The 20,409-nt window shown below is 51.8% G+C and carries 21 protein-coding genes and 1 pseudogene; 21 read left to right on the forward strand and 1 reads right to left on the reverse strand.

The window, feature by feature from the left end:
* Positions 1 to 108 precede the first annotated feature (108 nt).
* The 3 genes from ABIC79_RS13665 to ABIC79_RS13675 all read left to right on the forward strand — a co-directional run bounded on the left by ABIC79_RS13665 (position 109) and on the right by ABIC79_RS13675 (position 2,895).
* Entirely contained in the window at positions 109 to 303 is a 195-nt protein-coding gene (locus tag ABIC79_RS13665; RefSeq protein WP_354567468.1) for a hypothetical protein, read from the forward strand.
* Positions 300 to 2,240 carry a ClpP-like prohead protease/major capsid protein fusion protein gene (locus ABIC79_RS13670; RefSeq protein WP_354567470.1) on the forward strand — a complete coding sequence of 647 codons (1,941 nt, stop codon included), beginning with the start codon at positions 300 to 302 and terminating at the stop codon, positions 2,238 to 2,240. The genes ABIC79_RS13665 and ABIC79_RS13670 overlap by 4 nt, the downstream gene beginning before the upstream one ends.
* A 190-nt stretch (positions 2,241 to 2,430) precedes the next feature.
* Entirely contained in the window at positions 2,431 to 2,895 is a 465-nt protein-coding gene (locus ABIC79_RS13675; protein WP_354567472.1) for a DUF1441 family protein, read from the forward strand.
* Here the strand turns inward: ABIC79_RS13675 and ABIC79_RS13680 are convergent.
* Positions 2,831 to 3,928: a hypothetical protein gene (locus ABIC79_RS13680; protein ID WP_354567474.1), complete on the reverse strand. Its 1,098-nt coding sequence runs from the start codon at positions 3,926 to 3,928 to the stop codon at positions 2,831 to 2,833. The two genes, ABIC79_RS13675 and ABIC79_RS13680, sit on opposite strands and share 65 nt — an antisense overlap.
* A gap of 149 nt (positions 3,929 to 4,077) precedes the next feature.
* Here ABIC79_RS13680 and ABIC79_RS25655 point away from each other — a divergent pair.
* The 18 genes and pseudogenes from ABIC79_RS25655 to ABIC79_RS13765 form a co-directional block, all read left to right on the forward strand.
* Positions 4,078 to 4,323, forward strand: a pseudogene (locus tag ABIC79_RS25655) (phage terminase large subunit family protein); the annotation flags it as partial.
* Positions 4,320 to 4,538, forward strand: coding sequence for a DUF6148 family protein (locus ABIC79_RS13685; RefSeq protein ID WP_354567476.1), 219 nt, complete (start codon positions 4,320 to 4,322; stop codon positions 4,536 to 4,538). The pseudogene ABIC79_RS25655 and the gene ABIC79_RS13685, both read left to right, overlap by 4 nt.
* Complete coding sequence (locus ABIC79_RS13690; protein WP_354567478.1) at positions 4,535 to 6,013, forward strand: phage portal protein; 1,479 nt, start codon at positions 4,535 to 4,537, stop codon at positions 6,011 to 6,013. Before ABIC79_RS13685 ends, ABIC79_RS13690 begins: the two co-directional genes overlap by 4 nt.
* A gap of 49 nt (positions 6,014 to 6,062) precedes the next feature.
* The gene (locus ABIC79_RS13695; RefSeq protein WP_354567776.1) at positions 6,063 to 8,021 is read left to right on the forward strand and encodes a ClpP-like prohead protease/major capsid protein fusion protein; all 1,959 of its coding nucleotides are present in this window, start codon (positions 6,063 to 6,065) and stop codon (positions 8,019 to 8,021) included.
* Positions 8,022 to 8,106: 85 nt separating this feature from the next.
* A complete protein-coding gene (locus ABIC79_RS13700) occupies positions 8,107 to 8,433 on the forward strand; it encodes a DUF2190 family protein (RefSeq protein WP_112198375.1) in 327 nt (108 codons plus the stop codon).
* Positions 8,426 to 8,701, forward strand: a complete 276-nt coding sequence (locus ABIC79_RS13705) for a DNA breaking-rejoining protein (protein ID WP_354567480.1) — start codon at positions 8,426 to 8,428, stop codon at positions 8,699 to 8,701. The genes ABIC79_RS13700 and ABIC79_RS13705 overlap by 8 nt, the downstream gene beginning before the upstream one ends.
* 11 nt (positions 8,702 to 8,712) lie before the next feature.
* Entirely contained in the window at positions 8,713 to 9,267 is a 555-nt protein-coding gene (locus ABIC79_RS13710; RefSeq protein ID WP_354567482.1) for a phage tail protein, read from the forward strand.
* Positions 9,264 to 9,668 (forward strand): phage minor tail U family protein, encoded by a 405-nt coding sequence (locus ABIC79_RS13715; protein ID WP_015689736.1) that lies wholly within the window; start codon positions 9,264 to 9,266, stop codon positions 9,666 to 9,668. Before ABIC79_RS13710 ends, ABIC79_RS13715 begins: the two co-directional genes overlap by 4 nt.
* A 7-nt stretch (positions 9,669 to 9,675) precedes the next feature.
* On the forward strand, positions 9,676 to 10,413 hold the full coding sequence (locus ABIC79_RS13720; RefSeq protein WP_217192315.1) for a phage tail protein: 738 nt from the start codon (positions 9,676 to 9,678) through the stop codon (positions 10,411 to 10,413).
* A 10-nt stretch (positions 10,414 to 10,423) separates the two neighbouring features.
* On the forward strand, positions 10,424 to 10,831 hold the full coding sequence (gene gpG, locus ABIC79_RS13725; RefSeq protein WP_354567485.1) for a phage tail assembly chaperone G: 408 nt from the start codon (positions 10,424 to 10,426) through the stop codon (positions 10,829 to 10,831).
* A 20-nt stretch (positions 10,832 to 10,851) separates the two neighbouring features.
* Positions 10,852 to 11,166 (forward strand): phage tail assembly protein T, encoded by a 315-nt coding sequence (locus ABIC79_RS13730; protein WP_354567487.1) that lies wholly within the window; start codon positions 10,852 to 10,854, stop codon positions 11,164 to 11,166.
* The gene (locus tag ABIC79_RS13735; RefSeq protein WP_354567489.1) at positions 11,147 to 13,477 is read left to right on the forward strand and encodes a phage tail tape measure protein; all 2,331 of its coding nucleotides are present in this window, start codon (positions 11,147 to 11,149) and stop codon (positions 13,475 to 13,477) included. Before ABIC79_RS13730 ends, ABIC79_RS13735 begins: the two co-directional genes overlap by 20 nt.
* An 85-nt stretch (positions 13,478 to 13,562) precedes the next feature.
* Positions 13,563 to 13,994 (forward strand): zinc ribbon domain-containing protein, encoded by a 432-nt coding sequence (locus ABIC79_RS13740; RefSeq protein WP_354567491.1) that lies wholly within the window; start codon positions 13,563 to 13,565, stop codon positions 13,992 to 13,994.
* A gap of 108 nt (positions 13,995 to 14,102) precedes the next feature.
* Positions 14,103 to 14,444, forward strand: coding sequence for a phage tail protein (locus ABIC79_RS13745; RefSeq protein ID WP_354567493.1), 342 nt, complete (start codon positions 14,103 to 14,105; stop codon positions 14,442 to 14,444).
* 210 nt (positions 14,445 to 14,654) lie between these two features.
* Entirely contained in the window at positions 14,655 to 15,392 is a 738-nt protein-coding gene (locus ABIC79_RS13750; protein ID WP_354567495.1) for a phage minor tail protein L, read from the forward strand.
* Positions 15,393 to 15,394: 2 nt separating this feature from the next.
* Positions 15,395 to 16,114, forward strand: a complete 720-nt coding sequence (locus ABIC79_RS13755) for a C40 family peptidase (RefSeq protein WP_354567497.1) — start codon at positions 15,395 to 15,397, stop codon at positions 16,112 to 16,114.
* Positions 16,107 to 16,724 (forward strand): tail assembly protein, encoded by a 618-nt coding sequence (locus ABIC79_RS13760; RefSeq protein WP_354567499.1) that lies wholly within the window; start codon positions 16,107 to 16,109, stop codon positions 16,722 to 16,724. The genes ABIC79_RS13755 and ABIC79_RS13760 overlap by 8 nt, the downstream gene beginning before the upstream one ends.
* Before the next feature lie 53 nt (positions 16,725 to 16,777).
* A complete protein-coding gene (locus ABIC79_RS13765; RefSeq protein WP_354567501.1) occupies positions 16,778 to 20,395 on the forward strand; it encodes a TipJ family phage tail tip protein in 3,618 nt (1,205 codons plus the stop codon).
* Positions 20,396 to 20,409 lie beyond the last annotated feature (14 nt).

Raw genomic sequence — 20,409 nt, forward strand, 5'->3', positions numbered from 1 at the left:
AGCATGAAAAAAATCATAAATCTGATTTTCTGATAAAAATCCATTTACTTACCACTTTTAGTGATCAATGATTGTACTTTTACCATCAATCACGATAAGGGTAAGAAGATGGCTGATAAGAACAAATCGATGCACGATAAGGGCGGTACTGTCCATATCGACGCCGAAACAATGAAGAAGATCGAGGAATATCAGGCGTTCATTAAAAAGAATCACCCTGAAATGCCTGTCCCCACTAAAGGCCAGATTGTGCGCAGCAGTGTGAATTATTGGCATCACCAAACACTGGGGGCATGGCTATGAAAAGCTGGTTCTCCATCAAGGCTAAAACGGCTGGCGCTGCTGAAATCAAGATTTACGACGAAATCGGCATGTGGGGCATTACTGCCCGCCAGTTCTCCGATGAGTTGGCAGCGTTGGGACAGGTAAAGCAAATCAGCCTGTTTATTCATTCCCCGGGCGGTGACGTGTTCGACGGCATCGCTATTTACAACCTTCTGAAAAAACACCCCGCCAATCTGACTGTGCATATCGATGGCCTGGCTGCGTCTATGGCTTCCGTTATCGCGATGGCCGGCGACAAAGTAGTGATGCCTGAAAATGCCATGCTGATGATTCACAAGCCCTGGGGCATCTCTGGCGGGAATGCTAAAGAGATGCGCGACTACGCCGACCTGCTGGATAAGGTTGAGGCCGTGCTCATCCCAGCCTATGCCAGTAAAACGGGCAAATCTGCCGACGAGCTGGCGCAGATGCTCGAGGGGGAGACCTGGCTCAATGGTCGTGAATGTGTTGAGCAGGGGTTTGCCGATGAACTGGAGCCAGCGGTAAACGTCATGGCTCGTCTGGAATCAAAAAGAATTGAGGAATTCGAAGCTATGCCAAATGCACTGAAGAACATGATCACTGGCCCTCAGGGTTCAGTAACCACACCTGCAGCACCAGAGCAGCAACGTATCAACGGCATTAAAGACCTGTTTGCCATGTTTGGCGGCCGTCATCAGGAATTGCAGTCAACCTGCGTTGAAGACGCCTCTTGTACCGTTGAACAGGCTAAGGATAAATTGCTGGCGCTGATGGGCAAAGATGCCACCCCGTCCAATAAAACCGGCAGCAATGCGCACATCTACGCAGGCAACGGCAACATCACCGGCGACGGCATCCGTCAGGGGCTTTATGCACGGCTTGGACATGACCAGGCAGAGCGCTGTAACCCTTACACCATGATGTCGCTCTTTGATATGGCGAAAGCCTCTCTGACCGACCGGGGGATCAGCATTACGGGGTTCGGCAACCGCATGCAGATTGTGAACCTTGCGTTCACCCATACCACCAGCGACTTTTCTTCCATCCTTGCCGGTGGTGCAGAGAAGTCTGTCTTGATGGGCTGGCAGGACAGCGGCGAAACCTTCCAGAGCTGGACGAAGACAGGTTCACTCTCCAACTTTCATGAGTCTAAGCGCGTTGGTCTGAACGGGTTCACGTCGCTGGACAAGGTGCCGGAGGGTGCCGAGTACAAGTATGTGACCACCAGCGATCACGGCGTTCCGATCGCGCTGGCCACCTATGGCAATATCTTCTCCATCACGCGCCAGGCCATTATCAATGATGATCTGTCACAGCTGACGACCATCCCGCAGTTGATGGGCCGCGCCGCGTCACGCACAGTCGGCAACCTGGTCTATGCAGTGCTGACCGATAACCCTAAATACACCGACAGTAAGGCGCTGTTCCACGCTGACCACCACAACCTGATTGCTAAGGGCATGGACATGGACGGCCTGACAGAGGCACGTAAGGCTATGCGCCTGCAGGAAGATGCAGACGGCAACCCGCTGAACGTGACCCCGGCTTACATCATTGTCCCTGCCGCGCTGGAAGGTGCAGCCATGCGGACTGTGCAATCAACATCCTCACCGTTCCAGATCGGCACACAGACCGTGGGCAGCGATACCAATCCGGTATTCAATCAGAACGCCGGGGTAGCCAACACAGTGCAGAATATGGGGCAGGTCATTGTTGAGCCACGACTGGATAAGAAGAACGCGCAGCAATGGTATGTGGCATCAGCCAAGGGCAGCGACACCATCGAGGTGGCTTATCTGGATGGCATGGATACGCCTTACCTCGAAGAGCAGCAGGGCTTCACGGTTGATGGCGTTGCATGGAAGGTGCGCATTGATGCAGGCGTGGCCGCGCTGGACTATCGCGGGCTGGTCAAATCGTCCGGGCAAGCGTGATTTAGTTGCAAATGAAATGATTCAAAATGAAAGGTACTCCCGGCGGGAGTGCCTGCCACGGGGCGGCGGACTCGCGGAAAACGGCTAGTTTTCTATATTTTATAGGTGCAGCAGCACTTATTTAACTAGTTGATAATTCTGTAAATGAAATACAGTTACTGCAAAACTGCAAGTGCAGCAGGGGGATTATATGACGCTTGGAAATACCCTAGTGAATGTCAGCCAATTGGCTGATTTAGTAGGTATGCATCGCAACATGGTGGCACGTAGGCTCCGAGAAATAGAGCTAGCAGGAGGTAATGGCGAGAATCTCAAACTGTACGAGCTAAGTACTGCTCTTAAGACACTAATAATGCCATCAGTTCGGGTCGGGGGCGAGATGTCACCGCAAGATCGCAAGGCTTGGTATCAGTCTGAGAATGAACGCCTAAAATTCGAACAGGCAAATGGTGAACTTATTCCAGCGGAGGACGTGGCACGTGAGTTTGCAGTAATGTCAAAAGCAGTAGTACAAGTTTTAGAAACTCTGCCAGATGTTTTAGAACGGGATCTGGCATTATCCCCATCCGTAGTAACGCGAGTCCAAAATATTATTGATGACCTTCGTGATGAGATGGCAAGGAGAGTGTTTGAGGCCGAAATTGAAGATCAATAGATTTCTTTCTATTAATAATAGTAGGGAAGGGACAGAGGAAGTTTATTTTTGAAAATGAACCTATTTCAGATAAAATAAAATCAGATAGCACTGAGGTTTTTTTATTGACAAACCCATGACTGTATAAGGGACCATAACCCGGATATAAGCAAATGACTTTCATCTCACCATTACATTGGGTTATTTTAAGGAAGTAGCAACTTCCTTCCGAGAATAAACTTAACTCATTATGTCCAAAGGTGATAATTTTAAAAGATATGTTATAAGGCAGCCTATCAATGACATTCTCAAATAGAGAAGCTTTAAGCTGGTCTAAGTTCCGATTTAAATGAATGATCTCATTGAATACATCGAAGCTAAGACGATTCCCCATCATTCCACCACCAGGTGATCTGATTACTATATTATCTTTCAATTGTATGAGTGCATTATAACCGTTTGAGCGCAAGTTAAATCTATCAACAGGAGAAAGTGTATGACCAGTAACATTTGACACTATGTAATCATCTAAAAGTTTTGGCCAATTATCGTAAAGAATTTGTAGCAACTTTTCATCTGCAAATATGTATCCTTTTTCACCTTTTTGGTGCATAAAAATGCCAACAACGTAAATGTTATCGTCATCTACTTTTGCAATTAAAACAGGCCCGGTTCGAACCATAAACATCTTATTTTTACCAGTATCGAACTTATCACCAAGATGAAAGTGATGGAATCCAAAATCATTAAGAAAATTGTCATGAAAGTCAATTTCATGGAGGCGATTACTTTGATAAGAGTTAATGTTTACGCCCATTAACATCTTATTTACTAGTATCTGCAAACCTTTATTATTAGGTAAGGGTATAGAAAATTCACGCGGAAAATGAACAAGTCGAGGTCTAGGCTCAATTAACTTTTTTTTCATATTCAATAGCAAATGCAATAATGGTAATTTGTTTTTTCTGGGTATCTTTAAGCCAGCACTGGTAAGCTCAGATAAACAAATCCTCTCTATTTCAGCATCCAGATTGAACTTAATATATTTAAACATAACTCACCTTTAACCTCACAATAAGTAAGTGTACTTGGCTTTGCCTCACTAAAATAATCTGTGTATTGCTATGTGTATAGCGAAGAATTAAAAACCCTAACGCTGTTATTTTTAACCGATTGATATTAAATGGTTTATAGCTATGTACAAACGAAGCGTTCGACCTGATGGTATATGCCCATGCGTTGGTGATTTTGCGCGGTTACGAGCGGATAAACTGGGAAAAACCGCCTGGTTGGGCGCGCCCCGTTGAACAGTCCGCTCCGCCAGCACCTTCTGATTCACCCACACTGAAACCCCGCAGTCATCATCAAAAACCGAAAACAACCCGCGCCAAGGAAGAGGAGAAACCCTCTGCCTGGGCGCCATCCACATCAGGAGGCTGGGTATTATGAATCAGGCCGATATTGAAGACATGATCCAGCAGTATACGACCGCTGAACGCGCCGTCCTGCAGGGGAAATCCATCACCTTTAACGGGCAATCCATGACGATGGAGAACCTCAGTGAAATCCAGAAGGGGCGAAAATACTGGGAGCGCCGGTTAAGTACGTTGCTGGCGGCGCAGCGCGGGCGACCGCAGTACCGGCTGGCGAGGTTCCCGCGATGAGCCTGATTGATGATGCCATTGGCCTGATTTCACCAGGCTGGAAAGCCTCCCGGTTGCGGTCCCGTGTGGCAATCAATGCCTACGAGGCGGCATTACCGACGCGCACGCACCGGGCGAAGCGGGAAAACCGCAACGCAAACCAGCTCACGCAGTTTGCTGGCCGTTCGGTCAGGGAGCAGGCGCGCTGGCTGGACAATAATCACGATCTGGTGATTGGCCTGCTGGACAAACTCGAAGAGCGCATTGTCGGCGCGCGCGGAATTGTGGTTGACCCCCAGCCCATCCTGAAAACGGGGCTGGTGGCCGATGAGCTCTCTAAACAGATCCGGGCAGCCTGGGCGGAGTGGTCTGTTTCCCCCGATGTGACAGGGCAGTTTACCCGCCCCGTTCTTGAGCGGCTGATGGCAAGAACCTGGCTGCGCGACGGTGAGGTTTTCGGCCAGATGGTACGGGGTTCCGCACCCGGACTCACCCCGACGGCGAACATCCCTTTCTGGGTCGAAGCGCTGGAGCCGGACTACATACCGCTGGAGATGAACGATACCGGGAAGGGGATTTGTCAGGGGATCTATCTCAACAACTGGGGATGCCCGACAAAGTATGTCGTCTACAAAAATCTGGTGACATCAGGCGTTGCACTGGGCAACACCAAGGAAATCGCTGCAGACGGCATGATGCACCTCAAATTCATGCGCCGTCTTCATCAGGTCCGGGGAAACAGCCTGCTGTCCGGCATCCTGATCCGCCTGAGTGCGCTGAAAGAGTATGAAGATTCTGAACTGACGGCCGCCCGTATTGCCGCTGCGCTGGGCATGTACGTGAAAAAAGGCGACGGGCAATCCTACGGCGATGCCGGTGGTAATGACAAAGACCCCCGCGAGCTCAACATCGAGCCCGGGATGCTCTTTGATGAACTGGAGCCCGGCGAAGAAATCGGAATGATTAAATCGGACCGGCCGAATCCCAACCTTGAAACGTTCCGCAACGGGCAGCTCAGGGCGGTAGCCGCCGGCAGCCGCAGCAGCTTTTCCAGCATCTCCCGTAACTACAACGGCACTTACAGTTCTCAGCGTCAGGAGCTGGTGGAGTCCTTTGAAGGCTACGGCATTCTTCAGGATGCATTTATTGCGGCCGTGACCCGACCGATGTATCGCAGCTGGTTGCAGATGGCGATCACAGCGGGCGTGATTGACGTTCCGCCCGATGTGGACATGTCGACGTTGTTTAATGCGGTCTACAGCGGGCCGGTGATGCCGTGGATTGACCCGATGAAAGAGGCCAACTCCTGGCGCGTGCTGTTACGCGGCGGTGCGGCAACGGAAGGGGACTGGGTCAGGGCGCGCGGCGCGAATCCGGGCGATGTAAAACGCCGCCGCAAGGCGGAAGTCGACGAAAACAAAACGTTAGGTCTGGTCTTCGACACGGACCCGGCAAACGATAAAGGGGAAGCCAGTGCGAAAGAATCGAAGAAATAAACTGGGTGCGTTACCCAAGGCCTCCGCGGGGGACAAAAGCTGGTTCCGCATGAAGGCGAGCGGCGACAAGACTGCTGACATTTATATTTATGACGAGATTGGTTACTGGGGCGTGACCGCCCGCCAGTTCGCCAGCAACATGAAAGCGCTGGGCGATCTGGACCATATCAACCTGCATATCCACTCGCCCGGCGGCGATGTCTTTGACGGCATTGCCATTTACAACCTGCTTAACAGCCATACGGCGAGCAAAACCGTGTATATCGACGGTCTTGCCGCCTCAATGGCCTCGGTGATTGCCATGGTGGGCAATCCCATCATCATGCCTGAAAACGCCATGATGATGGTACACAAGCCCTGGGGGATCACCGGCGGCGATGCCAACGACATGCGCGACTATGCTGACCTGCTGGACAAAGTCGAGGCCGTGCTGATCCCGTCCTATGCCAAAAAAACCGGCAAAAACCCTGACGAACTTGCCCTGATGCTGGGTGAGGAAACGTGGATGACCGCGCAGGAGTGCCTTGAGCACGGTTTTGCTGACCAGATTTCTACCGCGGTGCAGGCGATGGCCCGCATTAATTCAAAACGTATCGAGGAATTCGACGCTATGCCAAATGCACTGAAAAACATGATCACCAAGCCGAAAGCGACGACTCAGGCACCTGCTAATCCGCAACCAGCCCCGGCGCCTGTGGTTGTTACTGAACCTGCCGCACTGGATGAAAACGCCATCCGAAATCAGGTCATTGCCGCGCAGAAACAGCGCGTCACGGGGATCAAAGACCTGTTCGCGATGTTTGGCGGACGCCATCAGGAATTACAGGCGTCATGCATTGAAGATATCGACTGCACGGTCGATCAAGCCAAGGACAAGCTGCTGGTGATGCTGGGGAAAGGCGCTACACCGTCCAATAAAAACGGCGGCAATGCGCATATTTATGCCGGAAACGGTAACTTTACCGGCGACGGTATCCGCCAGGCGCTGATGGCGCGCGCGGGCTACGAAGACCGGCAGAATGACAACGTGTATAACGGCATGACCCTGCGCGAATATGCGCGCATGTCGCTGACCGAGCGCGGGGTCGGCGTTGCGGCTTATAACCCGATGCAGATGGTGGGGCTGGCGATGACCCACACCACCTCTGATTTTGGCAATATTCTGCTGGATGTGGCGAACAAATCTCTGCTGCAAGGCTGGGAGGAGTCACAGGAAACCTTTGAAGCCTGGACGAAGAAAGGGCAGCTCTCTGACTTTAAAACGGCGCACCGCGTCGGGCTGGGCGGCTTCCCGTCGCTGCGTAAGGTACGCGAAGGGGCGGAATACAAATACGTCACGACCACCGATAACAGCGAGACCATTGCGCTGGCCACCTACGGTGAAATTTTCTCCATTACCCGTCAGGCCATCATCAACGACGATCTGAATCAGCTGACTGACGTGCCGATGAAAATGGGCCGCGCCGCGAAAGCCACCATCGGCGATCTGGTGTATGCCGTGCTGACCGGCAACCCGAAATTGTCAGACGGTAAGGCGTTGTTCAGCAGCGATCATAAAAACCTGGCAACCGGTGCCATTGACGTCGCGAATCTGGATGCGGGCCGCCAGCTGATGCGCGTTCAGAAAGAGCCAACCACCGGCCGTACCCTGAATATCCGCCCGGCGTTCCTGCTGGTGCCAACCGCCCTCGAAACCGTGGCAAACCAGACCATCAAATCTGCCAGCGTGAAAGGCGCCGACGTTAACGCCGGTATCATCAACCCGATCCAGAACTTTGCGACGGTGATCGGTGAACCACGTCTGGACGATAACAGTGCCAAGTCCTGGTACCTGGCCGCTGCACAGGGTATGGACACCATCGAGGTGGCTTATCTCAACGGTGTCGAGCTGCCTTACATCGATCAGCAGGAGGGGTTCAGTTCTGACGGTATTGCGACGAAAGTGCGCATTGATGCCGGTGTTGCGCCGCTCGATTACCGCGGTCTGGTGAAATCTTCCGGCCAGTAATCCTACTCCCGCGTTGCCCGAATGCCCGTAAGGGCTTTTTTTATACCTAAAATTCGCCCCCTTCCGGGGCGTCTGGAGTTTTTCAATGGCTAAGAATTTTGTACAGGAAGGTCAGACGATTTCCATTACCAACACCGGCGCTGCCGTGATCGAGAGCGGCGACCCCGTGGTACTGGGTTCCCTGCTGGTTGTCTCTCTGGTGGATATTGCCCCGAATGAAACCGGTACGGGCATGGCTGAAGGGGTATTCCTGCTGCCGAAAGTCTCCGCCGATGCGATCCCCGCCGGCACAAAAGTGTATATCGCGGACGGTGAAATCCAGCTGGCGTCTGCGGATGCCGTGGCCGCTGGCATTGCCTGGGAAGCTGCCGCTGCGGGCAGCACCGTCGTTGAAGTGAAAATCAATGGCTAACGCCTTTGATGCGTTGGCCGCGCGGATGGATGCGGTAACGACCGCGCGGTTTGGGCGGGAGGTGGTGATTAATGGCACCGTGTTCACCGGTGTTGAAAGCCATTTTCTGCCCGAGATGGGGCCGGTGAGCGGCGATGGCCTGTCTGTTGTGGTTTTTTCTCCCGGTTACCGGCCGCACCGTAACGATCAGGTGGTTTATCAGGCAGAAAGTTACATTGTCACCCGTCATCAGATGTTTAACGGGAAGCCACAAATCTGGCTGGAGTAAGGGGAGGGAATATGACCATCAAAGGGCTGGAACAGGCCATCGCCAATATGAACAGTATCAGTTCGACGGCCGTTCCCCGCGCCTCGGCGCAGGCGGTTAACCGGGTGGCGGGGCGGGCCATCAGTCGCAGCAGCAGCACGGTGTCGAAGGAAACCAAGGTGCCGAGAAAGCTGGTCATGCAGCGTACAAAACTGAAAAAGGCCACGATAAACCGGCCGGTTGCCACGTTAAAAATCAACCGGGGTAATTTACCGGCCATCAAGCTGGGCGCGGCACAAATGCGTGTCTCCCGGCGTCAGGGCAACCTGCGCGGGCAGGGCAGCGTACTCAAAATAGGCCGCTTTACCTTTCGGAATGCGTTTATTCAGCAACTGGCTAACGGCCGGTGGCATGTGCTCCAGCGTTCCGGGAAAAGCCGGTACCCGATTGAGGTTGTGAAGATACCGTTAACCACCCCACTTACGGAAGCGTATACCGCAGAAACTCACCGTCTGATGCAAAGCGATATGCCGAAGGAAATGGCTTCCGCCCTGAAAAATCAACTGAGGCTGATCATTAAACGATGATAAAGCACCCCAAAATCCGTAAAGCCGTGCTGGATGCGCTGAAACTTTCGGTGACCGACCCTTCCGTCACCTGGTATGACGGCCGCCCGAGTTTTCTGACCGCTGAAGACCTGCCCGCCGTTGCCGTCTACCTGTCCGGTGCTGAACCTACGGGGGAAACCCTTGATGAAGATGAGTGGCGGGCGACGCTTCATGTGGAGGTATTTCTCAAGGCGGTGAGTCCTGATACCGATCTCGACCTGTGGATGGAACAAAACATTTACCCCGTTGTGGGTGACATTCCGGCGCTTTCAGACCTTATCGAAAACATCACGCCCGAAGGCTATGACTATCAGCGCGATGATGAAATGTCGACGTGGGGTTCCGCTGACCTGCGTTACACCCTGACTTACTTAATGTGAGGAATTTATGACCACACAACTCGAACCGACCAAAGGCGCGGGCACCACACTCTGGATTTACACCGGCAGCGGTGATCCCTACGCCAATCCGCTATCGGATCAGGACTGGACCCGGCTGGCGAAAATCAAGGAGCTGACGCCGGGAGAAATGACGGCGGAATCCTACGACGACACGTACCTCGATGACGCCGACGCCGACTGGAACGGCACGGCGCAGGGGGCCAAATCTTCCGGGGACACGTCGTTTACACTGGCCTGGAAGCCTGGCGAGAGCGGGCAGCAGGATCTGGTTAACTGGTTTTACGATGGCGCGGTGCGCGGGTACAAAATTCGGTATCCCAACACCGCTGTTGATGTCTTCCGTGGCTGGATCAGCAGCCTGGGCAAAGCGGTGCCGGTAAAAGAGGTGATCACCCGGACGGTGAAAATCACCAATACGGGCAAACCGGCGCTGGCCGAGAGCAATCAGGCCGCCGCGGTACCCGTGACCGGCGTTACCGTCACGCCGTCAACCACCAGCGTGGTGGTTGGACAAAATGCGGTGATCACTGTGGCGGTGCTTCCGGACGGAGCGACAAACGGCGCGTTTAATGTTGCGGCTGCCGATCCGACCGTCGCTACGCTGACGGTATCGGGTAATACCGTCACGGCGAAGGGCCTTAAAGCGGGCACGACGCAACTCATCGTGATGACCAATGACGGCCAGAAAGTGGCTATCTGCACACTGACCGTCACGGCGGCATAACGGAGCGAGCATGTTTTTAAAATCAGAACTGTTTGAGTTCAACGGGGCAAACGCCACCCTGTACGAGTTGTCGGCGCTGCAGCGCGTCGAACTGTTGCATTATCTGGCCGCGCAGGAAAAAGCGTTGCCCAACGATGAGCCTGACGAACAAATCCTGTCAGCCGCCCTGGTTGAGCTGAATATCCGGGCGGGTGCGATGGTGGTCGCCATGTCCCTGTGGCACAGCGAGTCGCCGAAGCCGGATATCCGCGAACTTCAGCAACAAGTGATGAGCACATGGCCGGTCGAGGCCATCGGGAAAGCGGATACCCAGGTCAAAGTGCTGTCGGGCATGATGGCAAAAACTCAGACTACCGAACAGGTTGCTCCTGAATCCGAAGGATCCGACAGCCAAGGGGAAACAGCGGAAAAGCGCTAACCCGTGAAAAGGATTTTGTCATGAAGCTGGCGCGTGAGTTCAGGCGACCTGACTGGCGCGCCATGCTTTCTGATATGTCCTCCAGCGATCTGGAGGAATGGCACCGATTTTATGCGTCCCATTACTTCGAAGATGCGCTGCTTGATGCACATTTCGCCGCGCTGAACCTCAATATTTTGTCGCTGGTATGCGGGGAAACCGATATTAACGTGGGTCATTTCAGTCTGCTAAAACCTCACGTCGTGGAAGAGCAGCCGGATCCCGATGATGAACAGTTAATGGCTATCGCAGAAGGTCTGTCAGGAGGAGTCCGCTATGGCCCAGCCAGTGGGTGATTTGGTCGTCAGCCTCGATGTTGATGCCGCAAAATTTAATGAACAGGTCAGTTATGTCCGCAAGCAATTTACCGGCTTAGGGGCGGACTCGACGAAAGCCGGGACGCAGGTTCAGCAGGCATTCTCTAAACAGGAGCTTGCGGCACAGCGTGCGGGTATTTCCATCGGGCAATATAAAGCGGCAATGCGGATGTTGCCTGCTCAGTTCACCGATATTGCCACCCAGTTGGCAGGCGGGCAAAGCCCCTGGCTGATCCTCCTTCAGCAGGGCGGTCAGATTAAAGATTCGTTTGGCGGGGTCGGGAACGTTGCCAAAATACTGCTGACATACATTACGCCGCTCAATGCGGCTATCGGCGTCGCTGCTGCCGTTTTTGGCAGCCTTGGCCTGGCGGTTTATAAAAGTCAGCAGGAGATTGCCGAAGCCAGCAAGATTATTCAGGAGTCCCTGGGTTTAAGTGGTGGCGCAGCGGAAAAGCTGGCGCAAAATATCCGGGCTATTGCCGATTCTTCTGGCGCGTCGATTAAAAGCGTTGCCGATCTCTTCATCACCACAAAAGATGGTGCTGACGAAGCCACGCAGAAAATGATTGCCGTCGGCTTCAGCTATCTGGATGCGAAAGCCAAGGTCAGTGAATACAAAGGCTCATCTGATTTTACCAACCTCAACACCCAGATCGAAGCGCACCGGCTTAAGGTTCTCGGTATTCCGGATGCGTGGACGGATGCGGAAGAGGCGGTCAGAAATTATTATTCCGGGGTCAATTTAGGCAAGCAAAGCGTGGCATTGGGGGGTGCTATTGATCCCATCGTTGGCGTTCTTGAGCAGGCGAAGCAGTTAAGGGGGGACCTCACAAAAGCCACGACAGACGGGAACCTGGCAACACTGAAAACCGTGGAGTGGATAAATAAGGAATATCTGGCCACGGATGCTGTTGCAGGTGCTGAAGCTAAACTTAAAGAGGCGCGGGAACAGTCACGGAAAATTGCCTTTTCGGGTGATGCGACCGCTATCGCGAATGCGCAAAAACTCATTGCCCTGCGTGAGAAAGAAGTCGAGCAGGCAAAGAAATGGCAGGAGCCCAAAAAACAGCGGGTCACCACGTCTGCGGGAGACCGGGCAGAAGACAGCGCGCAGGGGGACTTACTGAGTCTGCAGGCACAGCTTAAGGTGCTGCAGCAGCATACCAGCGTTAACGATGTTATCAGCCAGCAGCGCAAGGATTTGTGGCAAACCGAGAATCAGTACGCCGTCCTTGAACAGGCAGCCAGCAGCCGGCAGTTATCTGCACAGGAAAAATCCCTGCTGGCGCACAAGGATGAAACGCTGGAGTACAAGCGGCAACTGGCTGTACTGGGCGATAAGGTTGTTGCCCAGCAAAGGCTGAATACACTTTCCGACCAGGCGGACAAATTTGCCCAGCAGCAATCGGCAAAACGCGCCGCTCTGGATGCCCAGGCAGAGGGCGTATCCTCGCGTCAGGCAGATCGGGCTGCCACCCTGCAGCGTCTGCAGGAAGCCTATGCGTTTAACCCCTCTGCCCAGCAGCGCATCCTGCAGGAACAACAGAAAACGTATGATGCAGAAGACGCCCTGCGGTCAAACTGGGTCGCGGGTGCGAAACAGGGCTGGGCGGAATACGCTGAATCTGCAACGGATGTTTTCACGTCCGTACAGCAGGTGGCTCAGTCCGGATTTAACGGGCTTACAGACCAGTTGAATAGTCTGGTCACTACCGGCAAGGCAAGTTTCAAAGACTTCACCTCATCCATTCTTAAAATGATTGTTAATGTGATCGACCGTCTGCTGGTGGCCTACGCGATTCAGTCAGCCATGGGATGGGTAACGGGAAGCGTTTCTGGTGGCGGTAATGCAGGGACGGCAATCACCGGCGGCAGCTATAGTAACCTGCAGCTTGCTTATAACGGTGGTTACATCCGCGAATATGACGCGGGGGGCTACACCGGGCACGGCGGAAAGTATGAACCCAAAGGCATTGTTCACGGCGGGGAGTTTGTATTCACCAAGGAAGCGACCAGCCGTCTGGGGGTCGGAAATCTTTATCGTCTGATGAAGGGTTATGCTTCAGGCGGGTATGTGGGAGCGCAGGAAGGAATGGCTTCACGGTTTGGGGCTAGCAATATCAGCGTTTATGCACCGGTCACCATCGATCAGCAACCTTCATCGACTGAAACCAGCAGCAGTGATACGGCAAATACCGCAAAACAGCTGCAGGGCATTGTTCAGCAGGTTGTATCGGACAGGCTCAGGAAGGAAATATCACCCGGTGGTTTGTTGTATAAAAAGTGAATATATCATTGATAATTTGAAAATAATTGTTTTGATTTTCCCCAATGGTAGGATGTAATTACTCATCAAAAATTGGGGAATTGTTATGAAAATTTTTGGTTTAGTCATTCTTGTTGTTGGTATGATTTGTATAATTTCAGCACTTTCAATGGGTATTACTGTTGTAACTGAGGCTGGTTACACCGTCAATAATATTGGCCTCATTTCAACTAGACAAAATGGAATACTAATAGGTGGCTTTATCGGCCTCTGTGGGCTATTGCTGGCTATATTTGGTGATAAAATAAAAGTGAACTCCTTAAATGTTAAGAAATGTCCTTTTTGTGCTGAACTGATTAATGTGGAAGCTAAAAAATGTAAACATTGCAGAAGTGAAATCGCTACAGAGGATATAGCTTTAAATGTGGAAGTTAATAAAGAGGAACCCTCTGATTTCGTTTACCCTAAATATCTTTTTATCATTGTTGGTGTCGTTTTTATCGTTATCATTGCAATACTTTTTATTCCTAGGCTGTAAGAGTAATCCGGTTGGTGATTTTTCAAAGCCACAATTACACAAAAATAATTACATAAAAGGTTCTTCAATATCATCAACCCGCTTCGGCGGGTTTTTAATAGGTGTTATATGGCGACTGATAATTTTACCTGGCGAACGCAAAAAAGTGCTCAGGGTACGGACACAGTCAGGACACTGCAGGCGCAGTTTGGCGATGGGTATAAGCAGATTGCTGCAAACGGCATTAACGCGAGTGCCGAAACCTGGAGCCTGAACTGGACTGGAAAAAAAAAGGATGCGGTGGCGATCCGCCAGTTTTTACTGACCCATGTGATTTCTTCATTCTGGTGGACCACGCCGTGGGGAGAAACTCACCTGTGGCGGGTAAAATCTGACTCTGTTTCAGTCAGTTTCCCCGCCGGAGACAAAGCCACGCTGAGTTTTACTTTTGAACGGGCCTTTGCGCCTTAATATCATCACAGTCTTGAAAGGCTGCCTGCGGGCTAATACCAGTCAGTTAAGCACTTTTATGAATACAAATTCATTTTTGTGCTTCAAAGGATAACGAAGGAATCAGGCTTGTAGCGCTATTTTTCTTCATCGAAGGCCCAAATTCACGGGCCTTATTTCCTTAAGTGACCAGCATTAGCCTGCGGGCGGCCTTTTTTATTGGGAGAAACCATGAGCTTTACGCAGGATGTACAGGCGCTTGAGCCGGGGCAACTGATCCAGCTCATTGAGATTGATGGGACTCAATTTGGTTTTGATACCATCCTGAGATTTCATGCACACAATATTGACCCTACGGGCTGGAATTCATTTGCTGCTGAAAACCTGCCCTCCATTATCTGGCAGGGCAATGAATATGATCCCCATCCCTATGAGCTAACCGGGCTGGAATTATCCAGTACCGGTTCGCAGCCCACGCCGACGCTGTCAGTGGGTAATGTGGGTAATTACGTCACTGCGCTGTGCCTGCAGTATGACGATATGGTAAAGGCGAAAGTCAAAATCCATACGACGCTGGCGAAATATCTTGATGCAGCAAACTGGATCGCCGGAAACCCCACCGCCAGCCGGACGGAAGAACGCGTTCAGCTTTTTTACATCAATGCCAAAAAAGCGGAGACCCGCGTACAGGTAGATTTTGAACTGTGCTCTCCGTTCGACGTACAAAGCCTTCAGTTGCCTACGCGACAAATCACACATGTTTGTACCTGGTGCATGCGCGGCTGGTACCGGACGGGTACGGGTTGTGATTACGCAGGTTCAAATTATTTTCTGAAAGACGGTACGCCTACAAACAACCCCGCGCTCGATGTGTGCGGCGGCCGCATATCTGATTGCAAATTGCGTTTCGGTGATGAAAACCCTTTGCCGTTTGGCGGGTTTCCGGCAGCAAACTTACAGGGGAAATAACCATGCGTGAAAAACTGATGAATGAGATCCGTGCGCATGTGTCAGCCGAATACCCAAACGAAGCCTGCGGGCTGATCGTTGAAACCGGAATCGGACAGCGGTTTATACCGTGCCGGAATGTCGCTGAAAAACCCGCTGCTACCTTCACGCTTTCACCGGACGACTACCTCTCAGCTGCTGAACTGGGAGAGGTCATTATGGTTATCCACTCGCATCCCGATGTGGTTCAACTGGTGCCGTCGGAAATGGACCGTATCCAGTGTGATCACTCAGGTGTCGAATGGGGGATTATGTCGTGGCCGGATGGGGATTTCTGCACGATTTCACCGCGCGGCGACCGTGAGCTTGCGGGCCGCAGGTGGGTGCTGGGGCATGCTGACTGCTGGTCGCTCATCATGGACTACTACCGGATGGAGCACGGTATCATCGTTAGAAACTACTCGGTTGATCGTGAATGGTGGGTTGATGGAAAAGAAAACCTCTATGACGATAACTGGCAGGCGGAAGGGTTCGTTGAGATTGACGCCAGCGGCATGCGGGCGGGTGACATGATCATGATGCGCGTTCAGGCCCCTGTAACCAATCATGCGGCCATTTACCTTGGTGACAACATTATGGTTCACCACATGTTCGGTAACCTTTCTGCCCGCGTTCCGTACGGCAAATATTACCGGGACCGGACGGTTCGCGTCGTCCGCCGTAAGGAGTTGGTTGATGCTTAAGACCATGACGTTAAAAGGTCCTCTCGCGAAGAAGTTCGGTAAAACTCACCAGTTTCATGTGGCCGACATTAACGAATTTCTCCGGGCTATGTGCTCCCAGGTTAAAGGGTTCAAAAAGTACGTGTCGAATGCTCATCTTAATGGCGTGAAATTCGCTTTCTACAGCGGCAAAAACAATATCTCGCTCGAAGAGTTTGATATGTCGACAGCAGCCACAGAATACATGATGGTGCCGGTGATTGAAGGCGCTAAGAGGGCTGGCACGCTCCAGATCGTTATCGGTGCTGTCGCCCTAGTGGCTGCATTCTTTACGGCTGGCGCTTCAATGGCTGCATGGGGTGCTGCTTTAAGTGCTGGGGCTATGTCGGCTACGACTGTCCTGACGGGTATCGGCCTGTCAATGATGGTGGGCGGCGTTGTCCAGATGCTGACGCCACAGCCCTCATACAATGTCGGCGCTTCGTCCAGCACGGACAACAAGCCAAACTATGCGTTTGGCGCCCCCGTAAACACCGTGGCCATGGGTTACCCCGTACCGGTGTTGTACGGACAGCGTGAAATAGGCGGAGCCATTATTAGCGCGGGGATTTTCTCCAGTGACCAGCAGTAACCTCAACACAATTATTAAATAACCCGCTTCGGCGGGTTTTTTATGGGTGAAATATGCGACTTCTTGAAGGTGATACCATTATCCGCGGCGCGAAGGGTGGGAGCAGCAGCGCCCATACGCCGGTTGAGCAGGCAGATGATCTGCTATCCGAAGCAAAACTGAAAATGGTCATTGCCCTTTCGGAAGGTGAAATTCAAGGTGATCTGGTTGCTCAGCAAATTTTCCTTAATGATACCCAACTGGCTAATGACGACGGCACCTATAATTTCACCGGAGTGAAATGGGATTACCGTAAAGGTACGCAGGATCAGACATACCTTCAGGGCATGCCCGAGATTGATAACGAGTCGTCCGTGGGGATTGAAGTCAAAGCGTCCTCACCCTGGACCCGCCAGTTTTCTAACCTGACGCTCGATGCCATTCGTATCAAACTGAGCCTGCCGATTCAGTACCAGTATAAAGATAACGGTGACATGGTGGGGACAGTCACCCAGTATGCGATTGACCTTTCTACCGATGGGTCCGCGTATCAGACCGTGGTGAATGGTTCGTTTGACGGGAAAACAACTTCAGAGTATCAGCGGGACCACCGTATCGACTTGCCGTCCGCCACCACTGGCTGGGCTATTCGCGTACGGCGTATCACCGCTGATTCGACCTCTACCAAACTGATTAACGCCTTCAAGGTATTTTCCTTTGCCGAAGTGATCGACAGCAAGCTGCGCTATCCGAACACGGCGCTGCTTTATATCGAGCTCGACTCCAGCCAGTTTAACGGGAGCGTGCCAAAAACCACCTGCAAGCCTAAGGGCAAACTGATCCGGGTGCCTACAACCTATAACCCGGATACAAGAACGTACAGCGGGACCTGGGCAGGGGATTTTAAAATTGCCTACAGTAACAACCCTGCGTGGATTTTTTACGACCTGGTGCTCGATGAGATTTATGGCATGGGCGGCCGGGTTGACGCGACCATGATCGATAAATGGGAGCTTTACAGCATTGCGCAGTATTGCGACGAACCGGTTTCCAACGGGGTCGGAGGTACCGAGCCGCGTTTTACCTGTAACGTTTTCATCCAGAGCCAGCAGGATGCTTACACGGTACTCCGAGATCTGGCGGCTGTCTTTCGTGGCATTACCTTCTGGGGTAATGATCAGATATTCGTGCGGGCCGATGTGCCGCAGGACGACGTAGATTTTACTTATCACAGCGCGAACGTAGTCGACGGCCTTTTTACCTACGCTGGCGGCTCCTATAAAAACCGGTTTTCCTCCTGTCTGGTCAGTTGGTCTGATCCGAGAAATCACTTTTCTGACACCCCTGAAAGCGTCTATGAGCCTGATCTGGTTGAGCGATACAACTGGAATGAAACCCAACTTATGGCAATTGGTTGCACGTCGCAGAGTGAGGCACACCGCCGCGGGCGTTGGGTACTCTTATCCAATGCCAAAGACGGCACGGTTTCTTTTGGTGTCGGTCTCGATGGCTATATCCCGATGCCGGCGGAGATCATTGGTATTGCTGACCCTTTCAAGGCAGGGAAAGCCAACGGTGGCCGCATTAGTGCGGTGAACGGCAGAAATGTCACTCTTGACCGTGTCGCAGATTACGGCCCCGGCGATCGTCTTGTGGTGAATCTACCAGACGGATCTGCGCAGACACGGACAATCAGTGCCGTGAGCGCCGATAAGAAAACGTACACCGTGGCCACGGCATATCGCATGACACCGGTCGCTGGTGCAGTGTGGGCCATCGACAGCGATAACCTGGCTATTCAGTATTATCGCATCACCTCAATTTCCTCTAATGATGACGGTACCTTTACGGTGGCAGGCGTACAGCATGACCCGAATAAGTACCGGTACATCGATGACGGCGTGAAAGTCGATGCAGCACCGATTACTGTCACGCCAACCAACGTGATGAAAGCACCGGACAATATCCAGATCACCGAAGTTGACCACATTGCACAGGGTCTCACAGTAGCATCGCTTCAGGCATCTTGGGACAAAGTCGAAGGGGCGATCAATTACACTGCGCAGTGGCGTAAAGATAATGGCGAATGGGTTAACGTTGGTAAGACCAGCGCCCAGGGTTTTACCATTCAGGGGATATACGCCGGTGTTTACGATGTCCGCGTCCGGGCGGTCAATGCGGTCGATGTGTCATCACCATGGGGATATGCAAATTCAACCACCCTAAACGGCAAGGTAGGCAAACCGGGAACGCCGACCAATCTTTTTGCAACTAACAATGTCGTGTGGAATATCGATATCACCTGGGGATTTCCTGCAGGCAGCGGCGACACAGCCTATACCGAGCTACAGCAAGCAACCACGGCTGACCATCAAAACCCAACGCTGCTGGCCACCGTTCCCTATCCGGGATCTGCATATCAGCATGGCCCAATGCCGGCAGGTATAAGGCGCTGGTACCGGGCAAGATTGGTTGACAGAATTGGCAACGTGGGGGACTGGACTGATTATGTCGCCGGTGCAAGCAATGTTGATGCCAACGACCTTATTCATGACACGCTGGAAAAATATCTTGAAACACAGGACGGTAAAGCGCTTTTAGAGCCGCTGATTACCGATCCCCAACTTCTGGCTGAAAGCATTCTTGCTAACTATGACAGCGTGGATCAGCAGTGGAAAAACTACGGTGAAAACCGTGCGGGGATTATTGAAGCAACAAAAATAGCTACCGATGCGAACAGCTCTATCGCTCAGCTCGAAACGGATGTGGCGGCGAAATTTGGTGAGCAGGAAGCGGTTATCCAGGAGAAATTCACGGCGTATGCTGATGCCAGTGGGCCATCTGCAATCTGGACGATGAAGATGGGGCTTAACTACAATGGCACGAAGTACGATGCGGGGATTTCTGTTGCAGCGATAGTGAATGGCACGGCAGTAGAGACCCGGTTTGCCGTAAATGCCAATCAGTTTGTTGTCATTAGCGGCAGCGGGGACAATCTTTATTCGCCATTTATTATCAAAGATGGACAGGTGCTTATTAGCCAGGCATTCATCGGAAATGCATGGATAACGAACGCCATGATTGGGGACTACATAGAATCCAATACTTACATCCCGGGTCAGGCGGGATGGCACATCAATAAAAATGGTACCTCAGAGTTCTCCGGTGTTACTGTGCGTGGGAAGATTTATGCCAGCGAAGGCGAGTTAAATAATGTACTGATTAATGAGAACTGCACAATTCTGGGTACGCTCAATGCTAACAGGATAGTAGGTGACCTTTCTGACTTTTCCATCGGCAGGACTTTTAACGTTGGTTCATTCAGTTTAGGTGGGAATCAGACTTCGTCTGAATACAATATCTGTGGGATCGCTCAGACTTCTTTTGAACGTAAAATTGCGTTAACCAGTGCGAACGGTAATGGTATATTTTACATTAATATTTCATTAGGTGGTCCAGGATTAGTATATATGGATTGGGTTGTGGCAGGTAATGTTGTCGCTACTGAAACACTTTCCACAGGGCAAAATCAAGTTATTGGATCGCGACAAGTTGTTTCTCCTTCTGGAAATGGAAATACAATAATTGGCATAAGGTTTAGAAATACTTCGTCCTCACCTGCAAATATAAATATAGTAGGAAACCAGACTATTAATATTTTTGCAAACCGTAACGCAAATATCATAAATTAACCCTATTACCCGCT

Source organism: Rahnella sp. 2050, assembly GCF_040544515.1.
In the GTDB taxonomy this organism is placed as follows: Bacteria; Pseudomonadota; Gammaproteobacteria; order Enterobacterales; family Enterobacteriaceae; genus Rahnella; species Rahnella aceris.